Annotated in this window: 18 protein-coding genes; 4 read left to right on the top strand and 14 right to left on the bottom strand. The window is 61.8% G+C overall.

Annotated elements, in window-relative coordinates:
• Window positions 1-180: 180 nt before the first annotated feature.
• Window positions 181-1,575, top strand: coding sequence for an argininosuccinate lyase (gene argH / locus V7787_RS40490; protein WP_014589296.1), 1,395 nt, complete (start codon window positions 181-183; stop codon window positions 1,573-1,575).
• 124 nt (window positions 1,576-1,699) lie between these two features.
• Here argH and V7787_RS40485 read toward each other — a convergent pair whose 3' ends face one another.
• A complete protein-coding gene (locus V7787_RS40485; protein ID WP_064491750.1) occupies window positions 1,700-2,362 on the bottom strand; it encodes a glutathione S-transferase in 663 nt (220 codons plus the stop codon).
• 148 nt (window positions 2,363-2,510) lie between these two features.
• Here V7787_RS40485 and V7787_RS40480 point away from each other — a divergent pair, with 148 nt between their 5' ends.
• Together V7787_RS40480 and V7787_RS40475 are read left to right on the top strand one after the other, a co-directional pair.
• Window positions 2,511-2,813, top strand: a complete 303-nt coding sequence (locus tag V7787_RS40480; RefSeq protein WP_010951568.1) for a hypothetical protein — start codon at window positions 2,511-2,513, stop codon at window positions 2,811-2,813.
• Between the two features lie 69 nt (window positions 2,814-2,882).
• Window positions 2,883-3,128: a TIGR02647 family protein gene (locus tag V7787_RS40475; protein ID WP_003255900.1), complete on the top strand. Its 246-nt coding sequence runs from the start codon at window positions 2,883-2,885 to the stop codon at window positions 3,126-3,128.
• Window positions 3,129-3,190: 62 nt separating this feature from the next.
• Here the strand turns inward: V7787_RS40475 and V7787_RS40470 are convergent, their stop codons facing one another.
• The 7 genes from V7787_RS40470 to V7787_RS40440 form a co-directional block, all read right to left on the bottom strand.
• Window positions 3,191-5,134, bottom strand: a complete 1,944-nt coding sequence (locus tag V7787_RS40470) for an FTR1 family protein (RefSeq protein WP_198747265.1) — start codon at window positions 5,132-5,134, stop codon at window positions 3,191-3,193.
• A 110-nt stretch (window positions 5,135-5,244) separates the two neighbouring features.
• Window positions 5,245-6,663, bottom strand: a complete 1,419-nt coding sequence (locus V7787_RS40465; RefSeq protein WP_010951566.1) for an efflux transporter outer membrane subunit — start codon at window positions 6,661-6,663, stop codon at window positions 5,245-5,247.
• On the bottom strand, window positions 6,660-7,535 hold the full coding sequence (locus V7787_RS40460; protein WP_010951565.1) for an efflux RND transporter periplasmic adaptor subunit: 876 nt from the start codon (window positions 7,533-7,535) through the stop codon (window positions 6,660-6,662). The genes V7787_RS40465 and V7787_RS40460 overlap by 4 nt, the downstream gene beginning before the upstream one ends.
• Complete coding sequence (locus V7787_RS40455) at window positions 7,532-7,744, bottom strand: DUF1656 domain-containing protein (RefSeq protein WP_336093231.1); 213 nt, start codon at window positions 7,742-7,744, stop codon at window positions 7,532-7,534. The genes V7787_RS40460 and V7787_RS40455 overlap by 4 nt, the downstream gene beginning before the upstream one ends.
• Window positions 7,741-9,828 carry an FUSC family protein gene (locus V7787_RS40450; RefSeq protein ID WP_020190729.1) on the bottom strand — a complete coding sequence of 696 codons (2,088 nt, stop codon included), beginning with the start codon at window positions 9,826-9,828 and terminating at the stop codon, window positions 7,741-7,743. The genes V7787_RS40455 and V7787_RS40450 overlap by 4 nt, the downstream gene beginning before the upstream one ends.
• On the bottom strand, window positions 9,825-10,277 hold the full coding sequence (locus V7787_RS40445; protein WP_003255908.1) for a MarR family winged helix-turn-helix transcriptional regulator: 453 nt from the start codon (window positions 10,275-10,277) through the stop codon (window positions 9,825-9,827). Before V7787_RS40445 ends, V7787_RS40450 begins: the two co-directional genes overlap by 4 nt.
• Window positions 10,278-10,410: 133 nt before the next feature.
• Complete coding sequence (locus V7787_RS40440) at window positions 10,411-11,205, bottom strand: tetratricopeptide repeat protein (protein WP_014589291.1); 795 nt, start codon at window positions 11,203-11,205, stop codon at window positions 10,411-10,413.
• Between the two features lie 207 nt (window positions 11,206-11,412).
• On the opposite strand from V7787_RS40440, the gene V7787_RS40435 reads away from it, so the two are divergent.
• Window positions 11,413-11,973: a WYL domain-containing protein gene (locus V7787_RS40435; RefSeq protein WP_064491746.1), complete on the top strand. Its 561-nt coding sequence runs from the start codon at window positions 11,413-11,415 to the stop codon at window positions 11,971-11,973.
• A gap of 114 nt (window positions 11,974-12,087) precedes the next feature.
• On the opposite strand, the gene V7787_RS40430 is transcribed toward V7787_RS40435, so the two are convergent.
• The 6 genes from V7787_RS40430 to V7787_RS40405 form a co-directional block, all read right to left on the bottom strand.
• Complete coding sequence (locus V7787_RS40430) at window positions 12,088-12,951, bottom strand: ABC transporter permease (RefSeq protein WP_011953178.1); 864 nt, start codon at window positions 12,949-12,951, stop codon at window positions 12,088-12,090.
• Window positions 12,952-12,965: 14 nt separating this feature from the next.
• Window positions 12,966-13,829, bottom strand: coding sequence for an ABC transporter ATP-binding protein (locus tag V7787_RS40425; RefSeq protein WP_104886833.1), 864 nt, complete (start codon window positions 13,827-13,829; stop codon window positions 12,966-12,968).
• Window positions 13,830-13,835: 6 nt separating this feature from the next.
• On the bottom strand, window positions 13,836-14,855 hold the full coding sequence (locus V7787_RS40420) for an ABC transporter substrate-binding protein (RefSeq protein WP_010951558.1): 1,020 nt from the start codon (window positions 14,853-14,855) through the stop codon (window positions 13,836-13,838).
• 17 nt (window positions 14,856-14,872) lie between these two features.
• Window positions 14,873-15,772, bottom strand: coding sequence for a TauD/TfdA dioxygenase family protein (locus tag V7787_RS40415; RefSeq protein ID WP_336093229.1), 900 nt, complete (start codon window positions 15,770-15,772; stop codon window positions 14,873-14,875).
• A 198-nt stretch (window positions 15,773-15,970) separates the two neighbouring features.
• Window positions 15,971-16,312, bottom strand: coding sequence for a hypothetical protein (locus V7787_RS40410; RefSeq protein ID WP_003255921.1), 342 nt, complete (start codon window positions 16,310-16,312; stop codon window positions 15,971-15,973).
• Between the two features lie 145 nt (window positions 16,313-16,457).
• On the bottom strand, window positions 16,458-21,039 hold a 4,582-nt coding region (locus V7787_RS40405), incomplete at its 5' end, for an immunoglobulin-like domain-containing protein (protein ID WP_336093228.1).

The following is a 21,039-nucleotide window of genomic DNA, read 5'->3' as shown; positions in this document are numbered from 1 at the left end:
CAGATTCACTGCCAGTCCTTTGTCCAACTGTAGACGGTCCGTGGAACACTGCCGTTCATTCCTTGAAATCCTTCTCTGCGATTTTCCGGGCATTTCTCTCGACCGGCGCCCTGCGGCAGCCAGCCCAACCCTGCTATCATCGACGCCACTTTTTCGTTCACGCCTGCAATGAGTGAATCCATGAGCACCGAGAAGACCAATCAGTCCTGGGGCGGCCGCTTCAGTGAGCCCGTCGACGCCTTCGTCGCCCGTTTCACCGCCTCGGTAGATTTCGACAAGCGCCTGTACCGTCACGACATCATGGGTTCGATTGCCCATGCCACCATGCTGGCGCAGGTCGGCGTGCTCAGTGATGCCGAGCGCGACACCATCATCGATGGCCTGAAAACCATCCAGGGCGAGATTGAAGCCGGCAACTTCGACTGGCGTGTCGACCTCGAAGACGTGCACATGAACATCGAAGCACGCCTGACCGACCGCATCGGCATCACCGGCAAGAAGCTGCACACCGGGCGTAGCCGCAACGACCAGGTGGCCACCGACATCCGCCTTTGGCTGCGCGACGAAATCGACCTGATCCTGGCCGAAATCACCCGCCTGCAGCAGGGCCTGCTGGAGCAGGCAGAGCGTGAAGCCGAAACCATCATGCCTGGTTTCACCCACCTGCAGACGGCGCAGCCGGTCACCTTTGGCCACCACCTGCTGGCGTGGTTCGAAATGCTCAGCCGCGACTATGAGCGCCTGGTCGACTGCCGCAAGCGCACCAACCGCATGCCACTGGGCAGCGCCGCGCTGGCCGGCACCACCTACCCGATCGACCGTGAACTGACCTGCAAGCTGCTGGGCTTTGAAGCCGTGGCCGGCAACTCGCTGGATGGCGTGTCGGACCGTGATTTCGCCATCGAATTCTGCGCCGCTGCCAGCGTGGCGATGATGCACCTTTCGCGCTTCTCCGAAGAGCTGGTGCTGTGGACCAGCGCGCAGTTCCAGTTCATCGACCTTCCGGACCGCTTCTGCACTGGCAGCTCGATCATGCCGCAGAAAAAGAACCCGGACGTGCCAGAGCTGGTACGTGGCAAGAGCGGCCGCGTGTTCGGCGCCCTGACCGGCCTGCTGACCCTGATGAAAGGCCAACCGCTGGCCTACAACAAGGACAACCAGGAAGACAAGGAACCGCTGTTCGACGCCGCCGATACCCTGCGCGACTCGCTGCGGGCCTTCGCTGACATGATTCCGGCGATCAAGCCCAAGCACGCCATCATGCGTGAAGCGGCCCTGCGCGGTTTCTCCACCGCTACCGACCTGGCTGACTATCTGGTTCGCCGTGGCCTGCCGTTCCGTGACTGCCACGAGATCGTTGGCCACGCGGTGAAGTATGGTGTGGACACTGGCAAGGACCTGGCCGAGATGAGCCTGGACGAACTGCGCCAGTTCAGCGACCAGATCGAGCAGGACGTGTTTGCCGTGCTGACTCTGGAAGGCTCGGTGAATGCGCGTGACCACATTGGTGGTACGGCGCCGGCGCAGGTGCGTGCTGCCGTGGTTCGTGGCAAGGCCCTGTTGGCGTCTCGCTAACCCCCCAAGGCGAGGGCTTCGCCCTCGTTCGCGGGCACGCCCGCTCCCACAGGTATTGCACAAGTTTCAAAAACGGTGCAGACCTGTGGGAGCGGGCATGCCCGCGAAGGGCTCAACACCAGACTCAGCGCTTGCCGCTGCGGATCATCTCCATGAAGGCTGGCATCGACGCTTCCTTGTCCGCCAAGATCCGCGGCATGTGCGGGTTCTCCCCCATCAGTTGCAGCAACGCCTTGGCCTGCGGGAAGTCCGCCAGGAAGTCGATGTCCAGCACCTTCTTGCCCACCGCGTTGGCCAGGTCGACCGAGAAGCAGAACATCAGGTCTGCCAGCGTCAACTGCTCGCCCGCAACATAGGGGGCAAAGCGCCCGTTGCGCTTGAGCGTGGCAAACCCGGCCAGCAGGTCCGCACGCGCTTTCTCTTTGATCAGCGGGTCGACCGACATGCCAAAGAACGACTCGGCATAACAGGTACGCGCAGGCAGCTCGATGTACAACTCGATTTCCTTGAGCAGCTCCCGCACCTTGGCTTGGCCGAACGGGTCGGCTGGCAGCAGCGCCTTGCCGCCTTGGGTCTGCTCGATATAGTCGAGGATCACACTGGTTTCGCTGAGGAAGCCATGCTCGGTTTCAAGCACCGGCACCTTGCCCCGCGGGCTCACTTCCAGCGCCTTTGGCGCCTGGCCGCCATAGAAGGTGACTTCTTCGAAAGGCAGGCCTTTTTCGAGCAGGGCCAGCTTGACCATGTTGTAGTAGTTGCTGACCGAGAATCCATAAAGCTTGAGCATGACGAAACAGCCTCCAGGCCGTAAGGGGTTGGCGTGGCCTTTATAGACTGAACACCTGCCCCTGACCAGCGTCATGCACCCCGTCAATGCCCGGGCATTGCCGCCATAGGCATGGCACACTGTTGCATCCCATCCTAGGAGTACCGCGATGAGCGAGCCCACCGACATCGACAATGACGACGACGAAGCCTTCGCCGAGGCAACGCTGACCCAAGCCATCGAAAACCAGATCGAAAGCGGCGAGCCGCCTGCAGCAAAGGCCACTTTCAACAAGCTGACGCTGGTCGGCTATGAGCGTGAAGACATTCTGAACCTGATGGCCCATGTGCTGGCCTTCGAGATCGACAACATGCTGGTAGAGGACCGTGCGTTCAACGGCGAGTGGTATGAGAACGCTCTGCGGGCACTGCCGGAGCTGCCGCCTGAGATGGATCAAGGCGACGACGAATAACCCGGCTACACTCGAAGATCAGGCACCGTAGAAAGTGCCGCAATCCTTGTCTGGAAGTCAGGAGTCGCCATGCCTTTTACCCCCGATTTGATCGACGAAATGGAAGTACTCGCGCTGTTCAAACACGACAGCAGCCAGGAAGGCATCAAGATAACCAGCACCGCATCCCCTGCCCTGATCGCGGCTGCGCAACGCCTGCATGAGAAGGGGCTGACCGATCAACCGGATGGCGGCTACCTGACCAGTCTGGGTCATGACGCCGTTGAAAGTGTCCAATTGCTACAGAACATTCTCAAGGCGCCACAGCCGGCCTGAGCATCAGGCTTGCGCAAGATCTGAGACCTTGCGCGGTCCCTGTGGGACCGCGCAGGCTCCAGTCAGTTGGCCGCAGCACTGCGCTTTTCCGCCAGCCACGAGCGGCCGTAAAGGAACACGATGGCCAGCAAGGCCACCGCTTGCGCCGACAGCGAGTAGGCATCGGCATGAATCCCCAGCCAGTCAAACTCAAAGAACGCCACTGGCCGTGTGCCCAGCACGCCGGCCTCTTGCAGCGCCTTCACGCCATGCCCGGCGAATACTACCGACAGCGCGCACAGCAGCGCGGCGTTGATGCTGAAGAACAGCGATAGCGGCAGCTTGGCCGACCCCCGCAGAATCACCCAGGCCAGGCCCACCAGCAGCACCAGTGCCGTCGCGCCACCCGCCAGCACCGCATGATGCCCGGCGGGGCCTGCCTGCAGCCACAGGGTCTCGTAGAACAGGATCACTTCGAACAATTCGCGGTACACCGAGAAGAATGCCAGTACAGCAAAGCCGAAACGCCCGCCACCGCTGACCAGGCTGCTCTTGATGTAGTCCTTCCAGGCGGCAGCGTGGCGGCGATCATGCATCCACACGCCAAGCCACAGCACCATTACCGCGGCGAACAGCGCCGTGCAGCCTTCCAGCAGCTCGCGCTGAGCGCCCCCCACATCGATCACATAGGCCGCCAGCGCCCAGGTGGCGAAGCCGGCAACCAGCGCCAGGCCCCAGCCGATGTTGACGCTGCGTACTGCCGACTGCTGCCCGGTATTGCGCAGGAATGCCAGGATCGCCGCCAGCACCAGAATCGCCTCGAGGCCTTCACGCAGCAGGATCAGCAAACCGGAGATATAGCTCAGCGTCCAGCTCAGGCCATCGCTGCCCAGCAGCTTGGCCGCCTGCTCGAGCTTGGTTTTGGCGTCGGCCAGACGCTGTTCGGCCTGCTCCACGGGCAGGCCGTCCTGCAGGGACTGACGGTAGGCCATCAGTGATTTTTCGGTGTCCTTGCGCGCCTGAGTGTCGATGTTGTCCAGCGAGTTTTCCACCAGCTCGAAACCTTCCAGGTAGGCCGCCACCGACAGGTCATAGGCCTGATCGTGGTCGCCTGCGCGGTAGGCCGCCAGGCTCTTGTCCAGAGTGCTGGCAGTGTATTCGAGCAATTGCGCCGGCCCGCGCTTTACCTGCGGCGGCTGGGCACGCTGGGCGCGGAATGCCTCGACGGCCGCAGTGCCTTCGTTGACGGCGACTTCGGCCGGCGTTTGGCGGGCCAGGTCGGCGAGGTTCCAGGTCTTGTCACCCTTGCCCGCTTCCGGCTTGGCGGTGAAGCTGGCGATGTACGCGGCCACGTCCCAGCGCTGGCGGTCGTCCAGCTGGTCGGCAAACGACGGCATTTCGGTGCCGTCTATACCCAGGGCCAGGGTGTTATAGAGGTCGAACAGGCTTAACTGGTCCAGGCGCGAGACATCGCGCAGGTTGGCAGGTGCAGGCTCCAGGCCCACGCCAGCCGGGCCATCGCCGGCGCCGGTGGCGCCGTGGCAGATCGAGCAGTTCTGTGCGTACAGCGCAGCGCCGCGGGCGGGGTCCGGGGTAATCACCGGGGCCTGGCTGACCTCGTAGGCCACCGCCAGTCGCGCACCCAGCTGCCGGGCCTGCTTGGCGACCGCAGTACCTTCCTGACGCTGGTCGATGGCCTGGCGCAGCGCTTGGACGCCCTGTTCCAAAGCCGCTTGTTCAGTATTTGCGGGCAGGCCTTTGACCAGGTCAGCCAATACCGCGCTGAACTCCTGTTGCTCGCGGTATTCGCCCTCGTCGATCACCTTGCCGTCCTGCACGGTCGGCGGGTAGTCGGCGCCAATGTAGTCCAGCAAGTGCTGGGCTTTGGCAGCCTCGGCGGGGGACTCGGCCAGCGCCAAGGTGCTGCACAGCGCCAGCACCGGGCCGAGCAATGCAGCCGGCAGCCAGGCAAGCAGACGGGAACGGGTTTTCATGGCCAGTCTCGAAGGAAATGCGAAAGAGAACATTGTTCACTTCCACTTTGCTTCACTCAAGGGTGCTGGGCAGATTTCATGAAAAATCTTGCTACAAATCAGATGAAGTGGAGGGCATAGCGGACCAGCCCTCAAGGATCGCATCAGGGCTTGGCCGTGCCCTTCCAACCCCCACCCAACGCCAGGAACACGGCAATTTGCCCCTGCGCCACTTGACTATTGGCTGCAGCCAACTGCGCACGCATATCGGTGTAGGTTCGCGTCGCCTGCAAATCCGCCAGGAACGACTCACGCCCTGCCTGGTAATACCGGTGCGTCTGGTCCGCGGCTTCCTTCGCCGACTTCTCCGCCTCGGCCAGCGCATCGCGCCGATCGAGCAAGGCGCTGTACTGTGCCAGCCGGGTCTGGGTCTCGCGAATGGCGTTCAGCACCACGCCATCGAAGTGCGCCAGGGCCGCCTGGGTCGAGGCCTCGGCCATGCGAATGCGGGCACGGGTGCCGTTGGTGGGGATGCTCCAGCTGATCTGCGGGCCAAAGCCCCAGCGGTTGGTCGAAGGCTCGCCAAGGTTCTCCAGGATGCCGATGGTGCCAACCTGGGCGCCAATGCTGATATCCGGGTACAACGCGCCGGTAGCCACGCCAATATAGGCGGTGGCGGCAGCCAGCTGGCGTTCGGCCTGGCGCACGTCGGGGCGGCGCTTGAGCAAGGCCGCACCATCGCCCACAGGAACCAGCTGGTTCAGGTGCGGCAACTCGGCACAATCGGCGGTACCGGCAGGCAACTGGTCGACCGGCTTGGCCAGCAGTGCGGCCAGGGTGTACATGCCCGTCTCGCGTTCGGCCTTGAAGCGTGGCAGTTCGGCACGCAAGGATTTGAACTGGGTCTGCGAGCGGGTGACCTGGGTTTCATCGCCACGCCCAGCATCGCGCAGGCGCTGGTTGAGTTTCACGCTTTGCTCCTGCAAATCGAGGGACTCGCGGGCAATGTGGTATTCCTCATTGGCCGAGCACACCTGGGTATATGCCTTGACCACGTCCGCCACAAGCGTGATGCGGGCAGTGTCTGCAGCGGCCTGCACCGCGTCGGCATTTGCCTTGGCAGCCTCGGTACCACGCTTGAAGGTGCCCCACAGGTCGAACTGGTACGAGGCACTGATGATGGCCTCACCGATGTTGGCTACCGGCACCTTCTCAGGCTGCAGGAAGGCTTCGCCCGACTCCTGCAAGCGCTGAGCGCCGAGTTTGACGCCACCGTTGAAGCCGCCTTGCGATTCAGCCACCTCCACCTGAGCGCGAGCTTTGGCGATGTTGGCTGCCGCCACACGCAGTTCGGTGTTGGCACTCAGCGCCTGACGCACCAGCTCGTTCAGCCGCTGATCCTGATACAGCTGCCACCAGTCCTCGGGGACCGGCGCCGACACGACGCTGTCGGCATCCTGGCGCAGCGGGCCGTTCAGGTCATTGCGTTGCACGGCCGCATCCCCAGGCACCTCATAGTCGGGCCCCACCATCATGCAGGCCCCCAGCGACAGGCACAGGCCAGCCAGGATCAGCTGTTTCATGGGCGCTGGCCCTCGATGATCGACACCGTCGCAGTACGCCCGGCGATCATGCGGAAGTCTTGCGGCACTTCGTCAAAGGCGATGCGCACCGGAATGCGCTGGGCCAGGCGTACCCAGCTGAACGCCGGGTTGACGTTGGGCAGCAAGTTGGCGCCACTGCTGCGGTCGCGGTCTTCGATGCCAGCGGCGAAGCTCTGCACATGGCCACGCAGGCGGGTGTTGTCGCCCATCACGCGGATATCCACGGCGTCACCAATATGGATACCCCCCAGCTTGGTTTCCTCGAAGTAGCCGTCGACGTGGTAGGAGGCACTGTCGACCACCGACAGCACCGGGCGGCCAGCGGTGACGAACTCGTGGTTACGCGGCGCGCGGTCGTTGAGGTAGCCGTCTACCGGGCTGCGCACCACCGAGCGGTCAAGGTTGAGCTGGGCAGTATCTACCGCCACTTGCGCCTCGCTGACGGCCGAACGGGCACGGGCCTCGCGGGACTGGCTTTCTTCCAGTTGCTCGGCGGCCACCAGATTGCCCAGCTTGCGGTTGCGCTGCGCTTCGCGGGAAGCCTGGGCCAGGGTCTCCTGGCGCTCGCCAAGGGTTGCCTTGGCTTGACGCAGGGCCAGGGTGAAGCGGTCCTGGTCGATGGTGAACAGCACGTCGCCACGTTTGACGGTCTGGTTGTCGCGCACCTCGACCTTCTGGATCAATCCCGACACATCGGGGGCGATCTGGATCACGTCAGCGCGGATATGGCCGTCTCGGGTCCAGGGGGCAAACATGTAGTAGACCACCATCTGCCACACGAGCACGGCGGCGAAGGTCACTACCAGCAAGGTCAGGACCACACGGCCCAAGGTCAGCAAAGGTTTTTTCATGGCAGCATCAGGTTTCGACAAAAGTGGTCCACCGCGCCGAGCAGCACGGCATACAGGGCAACGTTGAATAACGCCCGGTGCCAGACCAGGCGGTAGAAATGCAGGCGCACCAGCACCGCGTGCCCCCCCAGGAACAGCAGGTAGGTGCCAAACATCATCACCAGCAGCGTGGGCAGAAACACCCCGCTGATATCCAGTTCACCAATCACAGGGGTGCTCCGTCGAGGCCGGGGGGCAGTTGCGGTTGTTCAGCTGGCTCGAGCATCACCTCCACACCCGGCAACAGCGCCAGGCGCAGGCCACTCAGGGCATGCAGCAGGTGGGTGCGGGCATCGCCGCGCTCGTACAGCTCATCCAGGTTCAGCGCCAGGCGAGCGCGTTCCATGTTGCGCAGCAGTGCGGCCGGGGCATGCAGGCGTTCGCCAGCACGCAGGCAGGCGGCGTAGTGCGCACCGACTTCCTCGACCACAGTGTTCAGGCGCTCGCGAGCCTGCTGGCCGGCGCGCGGCATGTACGCCAGCAGGTCGAGCAGGTTCAACCCCACGCGCAGGTCGCGCAGTGCCACACCACTGTCCTGGCCGGTTTGCGACAGACGTGGCAGGTGCTGCATCAGGCGGTCGAGCATCTGTACGCCAACCTGGCGGTGTTCGGCCAAGGTCGCAGGCTCGGTCATTTCGACGATGTCGCGCCAGGCGAAGCGGGTCATGCGCTTGGCCGCCAGTTCCACGCCGAACGGGCGCATCACCAGGGTCCAGATAAAGGCGAACAGAAGGCCCGCGGGGCCGGCAAGGTTGGAGTTGAGGAAGGTAAAGAAGTCGGCGTCGTAGGCACCCTGGATGCTGATGAAGGTCGACGTGTTGACGATGGTCAGCAAGGTGCCCAGGTAGAAGCGCGGCTGTACGGTCAGGGTGCCTATGCAGATGAACGGCACGGCAAAGGCCAGCACCAGCATCGGGAAGTCGTGCAGGTTGGGCAGTACCAAAAACAGGTACAGACTGGAGAAGATGACCGACATCAGCGTCCAGAAAAAGAACCGGTAGATCTGCGGTGCCGGGTCGTCCATGGCGGCGAAGAAGCTGCACGCAACTGCCGCGAGGATTACCGCACTGGCGCCGTCGTTCCAGCCCAGGCCGATCCACAGGCCGCAGGCGACCACGATCGCCAGGACCGTGGAGGCTACCGAGTAGAGCATCAGGCCACGATCGAAAAACGCTGTCAGGCGGCCCAGCCGCCAGTGGCGATACACCGCACGCCAAGGCTTGGCATCATCGGTACGCAGGGCGTGCTGCAGGGTGCAGCAGTCCTGCCACAGGTCGGCCCATTCGGTCAGGCGGTACAGGGCGTTGGACAACAGCAGCTCGGCGCGCTGGTCGAGGGCGGCTGTAGCGGGCTGCAAGCGGCCGATCTGCTCATGCAACGTGGCCCAGTGCGCTACCGAAGCGCTGTCGGCGGTGCCTTTGAGCCATTCACGAGCGGCTTCCAGCACGGGTTGAAGCTGGGCGAACTGGGCCGGGGCGCGGCCTTCCAGGGCAACCAGTGCATCGTCAAGGGCGTCGATCACCGGCAGCAGATGGATCATCCGCCCGCGCAACTCGCGGGCGTTCTTCAGGGTATGGGGGCCGGCACCTTCGTGGGCGAGCTGACCGATCATCAGCTCCAGCGAGTTGAAGGTGGTGACCATCGCCCCGCGCATACCGCCGACCTTGTCAGCGCTGGCATCGCGGGCCAGGTAGGTGTCGCTGTAGCGAATCGCCTCGGTGAACCAGTTTCCGGTGGCACCGACTACCACCGGCGCCAGCCGGCGTGGCCAGAAGATAGCCCCGACGACTGCCGCGCAGACAATTCCCAAACAGATTTCCTGCGCACGAGAAGAAGCCACATCGAACACTGCCAGCGGATTATCCACCACGGCCAAGGCAATCATCGGCAGGGTATAACCGGCCAGCATCAGCACGTAGTTGTTGGCCGTGCGCAGGTTCAGCGAAAGGAACAGCAAGGTGCCGGTCCACAGGGCAACGGCGATGCTCAGCAGCAACGGTGACTGCACCAGCGGCGGCACCAGGAAGATTGCCCCGCCAGCGCCGAGCAACGTGCCGACGGCACGGTACAACGCCTTGGAGCTGGTCGGGCCGACGAAGGGGCTGGAGACGATGTATACCGTCGCCATGGCCCAGTAGGGGCGCGGCAGTTGCATGAGCAACGCAATGTACAGGGCAATCATGGACGCGCCGAAGGTACGCACGCCGTAGAACCAGTCACGGGCCGGAGGGACGGAGCTGAAGAAGCCGTTCATGCCACCCCGCCTGCACTGCCCAGGCCGGCAGCCTCGAAGGCACGAAGCACGCGCAAGGCAGCTTCCAGGTCGGCCTGATCGATACCGCCGAGCACATCGCGGCGCAAGCGCACCAGTTCGGCTTCGATGGCTTCGGCCAGGGCACGGCCTTCGGCAGTCAGGCTCAGTGCCTTGGCGCGGCGATCCAGTGGGTCCTCGCTGCGGCACACCAGGCCAGCTTTGCACAATTGGTCAAGCAGGCGTACCAGCGACGGGCTTTCCAGGCCGGCGGCCTGGGCCACAGCCACCTGGTGCACGCCGTCGCCCAGGCGCACGATCATCAGCAGCGGCGCAGCGCAGGCCTCGGAAATGCCGTAGCCGGTCAAGGCGGTATGACAGATGCGCCGCCAGTGGCGGGCAGCGACTACCAGGCCACTGCTGACTTGCAGGCGCAGGAAATCAAGGGACATGAAGAGAACCAAATATATTCATAGTTTGCTAACTATCAATATACGCCCCGACATCCCCCTGTCGTCAACAGGGGGCGACGGATAGCCTGGGTTAAATGTTGTTCATTTTTCAGTCAGCACTGAAGAGAAATACTCAGGGATGGATCTGGTCTTCCAGCTTCATGGTCAAGGCCAATGTGCTGCCCATCTGCACCGCCCGGTCCCGCCACTCCTGATACCGCACCGCATCACGGCTGCTGAAATGTACCGCCAGCTCCTCTGCCGCTTGTACCACCCCCGCCGCTGCCGCCAGCTCAAGCCAGTACAGCGCTGCCTTGAGGTTGGCCTCTACGTGCAGCCCATGCATCAACCGATAGCCCACTTCAAAACGACAACGCGCTTCGCCCTGTTCGGCGCCACGCAAGAACCACTGATAGGCTTGCACCAGGTCAACCTGCCACTCCAGGTCACCGTCGCACACCTCCTCCTCATACAGGTCACCCAGTGCGGCGGCGGCATGCAGCATGCCGCGGTCGAAGGCCTGCCGGTAACACTCCGCCGCCTGCACATAGGAAGGGTCGATGCCTTTGCCGAAGTAGTGCTGCTGGCCAAGGTTGAACCAGGCAGCAGCATTGCCCTGCAGGGCTGCCATGCGCAACAGGTGCCCGGCCAGCACGGTATCGGCCCGCCAGTACTTGCCGTTGAGCCAGATCCAGCCGAGGTCGTTCAATGCGGACACGCTGCCTTGCAATGCCTGGCGACGCAGGTCGACATACACCGCCTGCAGGTCGTTGGCCTCATCCAGGCGGTTGACCAGCAGCGACCGCTGGCTGGGCAAGCCCACACCGGAAAACAGCCGCTGTCGCCTTCCTGCAGGAGCAGGAGGGGCGATGACCCGCTCGGGCAGAAGGCGGGCAAGTAGCGAATGGATATTGCTGGCAACAGACATGTTCATCCTCATTGAACGACGCACAACCCCAACCTTCGGCTGTGATGAGGCGTGATTCTGCGTGATGTCACGTCAAAACCTGTCGCGAACGATTCGGCACGAGGCAACCAAATGCGACTTCCTTGATCTGAGCAGGCTGTGGCCAATTGCCATGCCCCACGCATGCCGCCATCCTATTGCGGCAAGCCTAGACAAGGACGTTATCTTTTGCCGTTCGCCACCACTCGCGCCACCCTCAGCCGACAGTGGGCGCTGCTGCGCCAGTTGCCCAGCCGTTCCCCAGGCATAACCAGCGCCGAGCTGGTCTGGCGCCTGCGTGACGTGGGGTTCACGGTCAGCAAACGCACTGTCGAGCGTGACCTCAACGAGCTTTCGCTGATATTCCCGCTGGAACGCAATGACAAGAGCATTCCGTTCGGTTGGCACTGGTCGGCCAGTGCCGTCGGCGAATTGCGCGGTAATTTCGACTTGCTGACACATCTGCGAGGGGATGCGTTGCAGCCATCGCAGGGTGAGGGCGTGGAGCTGGTGGCACGAGTCAGCGATGCACTGGCGCGGCAGTTGCGGGATGCGCCATTGAGCAGCGACATGCAACTGACGGCGCTGGAGCATGGGCATCGGTTACGCGGCACGGTAAGTGACGGTTGGCCACTACGCTGGTGGCTATTGAGCCATGGGGACAGGGTGGTGGTAGAGCAGCCTGCCGGCTTGCGGGAGGAGATTGGCAGGATTCTTAGCAATGCGGCAGCTCAGTACCAGAATTTGTAGCCTGTACCGGGTCTTTCGCGGCGGTTCGGCGCCTCGCGCCTCTTTCGAGGACGGTCCCGCAGGCGCGGATTCTAGCGTCAATCTGCCGCGAAGAGGCCGGTACTGGCTTACCTGCTAGCGCTGCATCCCCCATCGCCGCACAGTCAACCGCTCCAGCGTATTGAACACCAGTCCTTCCACCAGCAGACCGATCAGGATCACCACCGCCAACCCGGCAAAGACCTTGTCGGTATACAGTTCGTTGCGGTTCTGGAAGATGTACCAACCCAACCCGCCTTTGCCACTGCTGGCACCAAACACCAATTCAGCGGCTATAAGGGTACGCCAGGCAAACGCCCAGCCGATCTTCAACCCCGACAGGATCGACGGCAGGGCTGCGGGCACGAGGATGTGCAATACCAGCCGCAGGCCCTTCAGACCATAGTTGCGGCCCGCCATGCGCAGCGTCTCCGACACACCGAGGAAGCCGGCATAGGTATTCAGCGCCAACGCCCATAGCACCGAATGCACCAGCACGAAGATCAGGCTGTTGTCACCCAGCCCGAACCACAGCAAGGCCAGCGGCAGCAGGGCAATGGCCGGCAACGGGTTGAACATCGAGGTCAGCGTGCCCAGTAAGTCTCGGCCCAATTGGGTCGACACCGCCAGGCTGGTCAGGCCAAAGGCCAGGACGATACCCAGCACATAGCCTTTGAGCAGTATTACCAGCGAAACACCGACCTTGGCGGGCAGTTCGCCACTGATCATGCCGTCCCATAGCGCCGTGGCGGTTTGCAGAAAGCTTGGCAGCAGCAGGTCATTGTCCTGGTAGCGGGCAACGGCTTCCCATAGCACAGCGATCACCAGCAATATGACCGCCTTTCTCAACCAGCCTTGCTGCCACAGGCGTTGGGCCAAGGGGAGTTGTCGTTCTACAGGCACACTGAGCAGGGGCTCCAGCTGCACCTCGTATTCCTGGCGTACAGGTGTAGTGGTCATGGCTGAGGCTCCTGTCAGTAGGCGATACGAATATCGTTGAACCCAAGGTTGTCAGGCTGTTCCGGGATATCGGCTTCATCGAACAGCAAACGGTGGATACGCCGGGCACTGGCCTGGAAGTCGCTGCCACCCAGGCTGCCCAGGTCGTATTGATGGCTATGCACCTCGGCGCGCACCCGCCCCGGGTGCGGCGACAACAGCAGGATACGGTTGCCAACCACCAGTGCTTCTTCGATGGAGTGGGTGACGAACAACAGGGTGAACCGCACTTCCTCCCACAGCAGCAACAGCTCTTCCTGCATCTTGCGCCGGGTCAGCGCATCCAGGGCGGCGAACGGCTCATCCATCAACAGGATCTTGGGCTGGGTGGCCAAGGCCCGGGCAATTGCCACACGTGCCTTCATACCACCGGACAACGTGTGTGGATAAGCATCGGCAAAGGCGGCCAGACCGACCTTCTCCAGATAATGCAGTGCCCGTTCCTCCGCCTCCGCACGCTTGAGTTGGCCAGACACCAGCAGCGGAAAGATGACGTTCTGCTTCACCGTTTTCCACGGCGGCAACTGGTCGAACTCCTGGAACACCACGATGCGGTCGGGGCCTGGGCCACGAACTGTCTGGCCCTGCAGCAGAATCTGGCCCTCTTGCGGCTGAATAAAACCGGCAACGGCTTTGAGCAGGGTGGACTTGCCACAGCCGGAGGGGCCGAGCAGTACAAAACGATCAGCGCGGTCGACTTCGAAGCTGACCTGATGGGTGGCCCGCACCACGCGTTGCGCGGTACGGTATTCGAGGCTGAGGTTATCCACCTTGAGCAAAGGCGGCGTTGCAACACGGCTCAGGTTGCTGGCCGTGTGGCCTGGCAATGGGGCGGTCATGATCGGTCAGCTCCCCTGCAGCGGGCGTTCATCCTGGAAGAAGTAGTCCTTCCACGATTGCGGCTTGTGCTTGATGGCGCCTACCCGATAGAGAAAATCGGCCAGCTTGTAGGTGTTCTTGGGCGTGACGGTGAATTCGTACTGCGGGTTGTCGATCAGCTTGATCAGCGCGTCGCGGTCGATCTTGGCCTTGGTTACGCGGATATAGGTGTCGGCGGCAGCGGCCTTGTCTTTCTGGGCGAAGTCTGCGGCTTCGGCCAGGGCATCGACGAAGGCCTTGTAGGTCTTGGGGTTGTCCTTGCGGAACTTCTCGGTAGCAAACAGCAAGGTCGGCGAGTTGGGGCCGAGCAGGTCGTAGCTGTTGAGCACCACGTGCACGTCCTTGTTGGCCAGCACCTGGTCCTGGAACGGCGGGTTGGAGAAGTGCCCATTCAGCTCGGTGCCGCCCGCCAACAGTGCGGCGGTGGCGTCCGGGTGCGGCACGGCCAAGGTGTATTTGTCGAGGCGGTTGTATTCCTTGTCGCCCCACTGCTGGGCAGCGGCGTACTGCAGGAAGCGCGACTGCACCGAAACACCCACCGCCGGAACGGCGATACGGTCTTTGTCGGAGATGTCGGCGATGGTCTTCACGTTGGGGTTGCTGCTGACCAGGTAGTACGGGAAGTTGCCCAGCGAAGCCACGGCCTTCACGTTCTGCCGGCCCTTGGTGCGGTCCCAGACGGTCAACAGCGGTCCGACACCAGCGCCGGCGATGTCCACCGAACCGGACAACAATGCATCGTTGACGGCCGAGCCACCCGACAGCTGCGCCCAATCGACTTCGATGTCGATGCCCTGCTCCTTGCCGTGTTTCTCAATCAGGTGCTGGTCACGCACCACGTTCAGCAGCAGGTAGACGATGCCGAACTGTTCGGCAATACGGATCTTGCCTTCGGCCTGGGCCACGGCGGGGGCGGCTAGGCTGCCGACGACCAGGCTTGCGCCCAGGCCGATGCTTGCCGCCAGGCGGCTGATGGATTTGCGCATGATGGTTTCCTCAGTCGTCAGAACGGGGCATCGCCCTGGATGGTGGTGCGGTACAGCTTGCGCCGCAGGTGCGCGGGGCAGCCGGTGGCCAAGTGGATCAGCGAGCGGTTGTCCCAGAACACCAGGTCATGGGGCTGCCACTGGTGGCGATAAATGTTCTGCTCCAGCACGCTAAGGGCATACAGCTGCTGCAGCACGTCGCGGCTTTCATCATCAGGCAGGCCGACGATACGGGTGGTGAAGCCTTCACTGACAAACAGCGCCTTGCGGCCGTTTTCCGGGTGGGTGCGGACTACCAGGTGAATGACCTCCTTTACCTGCGCCAGTTGCTCGGCAGTCAGGGCCGGGCGCCAGTTGCCTTCGAATTTGGTTTCAGCGTAACGGGCGGTATAGGAGTGAGCGGCACTGCGGCCCTCGACCACTTTGCGCAGGGTGTCAGGTACAGCGTCCCAGGCTTTATGCATGTCGGCGAACAGGGTGTCACCGCCTTCACTGGGCAGTTCCTGGGCATGCAGCATGGAACCGAGGCTTGGCAGCTCTTTGTACGACAGGTCCGAGTGCCAGAATTTGCCGGCATCACCCAGGCCGATGTTCTGGCCATTTTCGATGATGTTGGAAACGATCAGGATCTCGGGGTGGCCAGTCAGCAGGAACTGCTTGAGCACATGGATCTGTAACTCACCGAAGCGGCGGCTGAAGGCGATCTGCTGTTCCGGGTTGATACGCTGGTCGCGGAACACCAGCACATGGTGGTCGAGGTGGGCGCGATGGATACGGGTGAAATCCTCGGCGCTGACCGGTTTGGCCAGGTCCAGGCCTATGATCTCGGCGCCGACGGCACCCGAGAAGGGGCGAACTTCAAAAACTTGCGGCTGGGCGCTGTCGATGGACGACAAGGCGTTCAAGGCGGCTGACATTTTTCACTCCCACGCAATGCGCGACCTCAATGGCGCGCAACGATCAGAAACGCACGGGGATTTCCCGTGTGGGTTCAAGTCGTGCGGCGCATCGATTGGTCGACGGGTACGCAGTGAAAGCGACTATAAAGTCATAAAGCCAATAATTTAAATACCATTAAGGAATAACAATATCACTGTCGCGGGGGCGCCCTGCAGTCAGATCAGCCCGCCCTGCTCTTCTTCGTCAATCAGGTTATTGAGGCTGCTGAGCGCCTTGCGCGCTGTGGAACGGTTGAGCAGCTTGGCCTGCGCGCCGGCGGGCAGGTCGGTGATCTTGAACACGCCCTTGGCGGTCAGCACGTCGATCAGGTCCTCGAGCACGCGGATCATGTCCAGGTCGCTTTGTTTCAGCTGGTTGAGGCTGTTCTCCACGACGTCATCGGCAAACCATTCCTGGATATCGGCATGGTCTGAAGGGAGCATTTCGGTGAACTGATCAAACGCGGCTGCTTCCACCCGCAGCAACTGGCCGGCGGCGTTGCGTTGCACGTAGAACATGGCGATGTCCCTCGTCACGTTGTTTCCTTGTTGGTAGACAGCAGCATAGGCAAAGATCGCCGGGCGCGCAGGCCCGGCGCCAGAGTATGCGCTGTTGGCGGGTGGCAGGAAAGAGCCGGGGCCGCTGTGCGGCCCCGGTGGTCTGTCAGCTGTCCTTGTTGTGGATGATGATGGTCGGATCGGCACCGCTGATCAACGAGTTGATCGTCTGGTTGGACCAGTTGACGCCTTCCAGCTTGATGGTCACGTCGGCGTTGGCGATACCACCTTCGGCGTTGAGCTTGCCTTCGCTGCTGACTTGCAACGTGGTCGTACCCTCCACCGTGGTGAGCTTCAGGTAGTTGTCGATGGTGCTGCCCTTCTCACCCTGCAGCAGGTCCTTCAGATCGATACGGTCACCCTCGGCCTTGTTGAAGTCCTTGATCACGTCGTTACCGACGTCGCCAGCCTTCCACACGAAGGTGTCGGCACCGCTGCCACCGATCAGGATATCGTCGCCCTGGCCACCGATCAGGGTGTCATTGCCAGTACCGCCCAGCAGGATGTCGTTACCTTTGCCACCATTCAGCGTGTCGCTACCACCTTGGCCGAAGAGGATGTCATTGCCATTGCCGCCCGACAGGATGTCGTTGCCGTCCTTGGCACCGGAGATATCGAACTCGGTGTAGTGCTCGGTGATGTACTGGTGAACATTGCTGGTAGTGACAGCACTGACTTCAACACCGCTCTTCTGGGCAACGTACGTCTGCAGGGCCTGGTAGCCCTCGCTGACGACACCGTTGAGGGTGATCAGGTCACCGAAGATGATGTCGTTGCCGTTACCACTATCGATGGTGTCGGCACCTGGCACCGTTGCTTCGGAGTGACCGAGAATCGCCTTGGCCAAATCGGACGGGTCGATATTGGTCTGTGGCTTGCCGGCACTGTCGTAAGGTTTCAGATCGTTCAGCGTGACATCGCTGTTCAGGCCGATAGCCTGGACTTTGCTCAAGCCATTGGTGCCGCCCAATACTGCGAAACTTTCAGTAGAACCTGCGGCCGAGTAGACGTAGTTCCAGTAATCCGCGTAGCCGGTACCGTCCAGGCTGGAGAGTTCATAGGTACCATCACCCTGTGCGTGAAGGGTGCCGACCGTCTTGGTGGAGTCGAGCACCAACTCACCTCGGCGGTTCTCGGTATAAGTCAGCACTTTGACCACACCACTGCTGCTGATCTCGACCTTGTGAGTCGCGTCGGCCCAGGCGCTGAACGTGTCACCCATCTTGTAATTGTTGACGTTGACTACATCGTCCAGGCTCTTGCCATTCTTCCACAGGCTAGGGTTGGTGGACTCATTGCTCTGATAGTAGGTTGGCTTACCGTCGGTAATGAAGTAAGTCAGGTTCTCCGCACCTTTGTTGCTGGTGGCCATGGTGCTGTTGAAGAAGTTGGACGTGGTCTTGAACGCGTCTTCATAGTTGGTACCGCCACCGTAGTAGCCGCCCACCATCGAGTTCAATACCGCCTGCAACTTGCTCAAAGCATCCGGGTCGGCAAGGTTCACTGCCACGTTCTTGTTTACCTGGGTATCGAAGTCGACCAGGAAGATGTTTACGGTACCCGAGGTGTCCGAGCCCAGGCTGGCCTTGAGCGTGTTGAACACCGAGGCCAACTGCGTCTTGGCGTCGGCAATCGACTTGTCGCTCATACTGCCCGAGCTATCGACCATGAAGGCGATGTTGTAGTTCTTGCCCTGAACCACGTTCAGCCCGGATACGTCAGCGACGAAGATGTCGTTGCCTTCACTACCGGTCAGCGTGTCATTGCCCGAGGTACCCACACTGGCCTTGTAGGTCGCGCCGTACACCGTCACCGGGATATTGCCGGTGGTGATGGCCGAGCCACCCAGGCTTTCGGTGGCAGTCGAGGTAACCGTGATGTCGAACGAGCCTTTGTAATAGGCCGGCGGGGTCAGCGTCAGGCTGCTGAGTTTCCAGCCTGTCACATCGACCGGGGCAGTACCTACCGTGACCGTGTGGCCTGCACCATCGCTCAACACGGTACCTTTCGGGATACCGCTGAGTGTCACGTTCAGGCTTTCGGAGCCGTCAGTGTCGGTCAGGGCGGTGGAAATACCGACCAGTTTCACCGAGCCACCCTCAGGCCCTTCGTTGAGCTTGTAGCCGTCGTAGTAGCTCTGACCATTCACGGTGTGCAGGTCGGACACACCCAGGCCTGCGTTCGCCATCTCGGTAACGTTCTGGTACATCTTGACGTTCGAGCTGCTCAGGTCGGTAACGGCACCGGAGCCTACCTGGATGTTCAGGTCATAGCTGCCTGGGCCGGACTGGTTGGCATGGTAGACCTCGATCGGGTAGTAGCCGCTGGTATTCGGGGTAAAGGTACCCGAAACCCCGCCACCGGCTCCCCAGGTGGCTGTGACTACAGTCTTGCCACCGATGGTGACCACGAAGCTGTCGTCGGCCGAACCACTGAAGGTATAGACCTTGCCGGCTTCCAGGTAGATCAGGCCCGACGTTTTCGAACCGGTGCCAGCGGTGACGCTGCCATCGGACTGCACGTTGGTAGTGGTGCTGCTGGAGTTCGCGCTGCCGGAGTTGGCAAAGACCGTCTTCAGATCCTCGCCGGTAATGCCGTTGCCGCCAGTACCCAGGCCTTTGAGGCTGGTCCAGACTTCCTTGGTCAGCCCTTTGGACTCGATATCGGCACTGCCGAAGCTCAGGGTCGGTTTATCGGCAACCGGGCTGATATCGACCTTCATGGTCACTTCGCTGCCCAGGTTGGTGCCATCGTTCGGCTTGAACTTGAACTGGGCGTAGTCAGCCTTCTGGTTACCCATGCCATTACCACCGTAGTTGTCCGTACCCGACTGGTTGAGGGCCGGAACGAACTTCAGGTTCTTGGCAGTGATATCAGCCTGGCTGACCACCTGGCCAACGGCCACATTTACCCATGCAGTACCGTTGAAGAACTGCAAGTTGCCGGCGGCTGGGAGCGAGGTAATGGTCACGGACAGGTTAGTGTTGCCATCGGCATCAGTGACTTTGAAATCACTCCAGGCAAACACGTAATCGGTGTCCTCCACGCCAAATACCGCGCCGCCAGGCGAAACCGGCAGGTGGTCATTGTCGAGAATGGTGGTCGTCACGCTCGATTTGCTGCTATCGACCTGCAGGTTCTCGAAGTTACCACCCGTGGCGGTTTCGATCTTCACGACGAAGTTCTCGGTACCTTCGACCAGTTTGTCGTTGAGGGTAGCGATGTTGAACGTCGTGCCTGTGCTGTTGGCCGGAATCTTCACGGTCGCGATACCGGTGAAGTCCTCACCGTTGTTGGCGGTACCGCTGTAGCTAAGGGTGATAGTGACTTCGGACTTGGACGCGTTGCTCAGCGTCAGGGTGTACTGGCCGGTTTCACCCTCGGTCAGAGAAGTCGTGCCGGAAATACCGACGGTGGTGACGTCGCCCTTGTTGCCGGTGCCTGGAGTTCCCGAACCTGGTTCATCGGTCACGGCGGTGCTGACCGGGGTCTTGTCCAGTGTCAGCTGTTCGAACTTGCCAACGCCCGCGCCGCCAACGGTAGCGATCGACTTCACGACAGGATCGTTGGTGCCGACGTAGACGTTGTCCGGGGCTGTGACAGTGGCAGTACCCACGGTGCCATTAGCCGGCACGGTGATGACGGTTTTGCCGTCGCTCAGGGTGAAGGTCAATGCACTGTGGTTGTTGATTGGCAGGCCGTCTTTGTTGGTCAGCGTGATGGTGTAGGTGATCTCGCCGCCTTCGGTGACCGAAGGGGTCGCGGTCAGCTTCGCCACAACTTCGTCGGTGGTGTCGGTGACATCCACCTTCGCAGCACCGCCCAACTCCAGGTTTTCGAAGGTACGACCGTCTACATCCACCGCCGAGTTGATGCCCAGGCTGATCTGGCCCGCGTCGTTGTAGACGTCATCGCCTTGCGCAGCGTGGGTGTACGGCGCGCTAGTCTCGCCAGCCTTGATGGTGACCTGAGCGTTGTTGCTCAGGGTCACGACCAGGTCGTGGGCCAGCGGCTGGTTGACGTGCACGGTGAACGTCGGTTTGACGTTCTCGGCCACCGAGGTCTGGTCGGCGGTGATGGTGACCTTGACCAGGTCGCCTTCGTTGCTGCCGCCCGGGTTGCCTGGGGTGCCAGGCTCGTCGGTCACGGTAGTGCTGACCGGGGTCTTGTCCAGCGTCAGTTGCTCGAACTTGCCGACATCCGCGCCTCCAACGGTTGCGATCGACATCACGACAGGGTCGTTGGTACCGACGTAGACGTTGTCCGGGGCAGTCACGGTGGCAGTGCCCACGGTGCCGTTGGCAGGCACGGTGATGACGGTTTTGCCGTCGCTCAGCGTGAAGGTCAATGCACTGTGGTTGTTGATTGGCAGGCCGTCTTTGTTGGTCAGCGTGATGGTGTAGGTGATCTCACCGCCTTCGGTCACCGACGGGGTCGCGGTCAACTTGGCCACTACTTCGTCGGTGGTGTCGGTCACTTGAACGGTAGCCGCACCGCCCAGTTGCAGGTTCTCGAAGGTCGCACCAGTGGCGTCTACCGCCGAGTTGATGCCCAGGCTGATCTGGCCAGCATCGTTGTAAACGTCATCGCCCTGCGCAGCGTGGGTGTACGGCGCGCTGGTTTCGCCGGCCTTGATGGTGACCTGAGCGTTGTTGCTCAGGGTCACGACCAGGTCGTGAGCCAGCGGC

The sequence above is a fragment of the Pseudomonas sp. CGJS7 genome (assembly GCF_036961695.1).
Note: the sequence above shows the minus strand (reverse complement) of the source record. Positions and strands in the feature narration are given on the sequence as shown.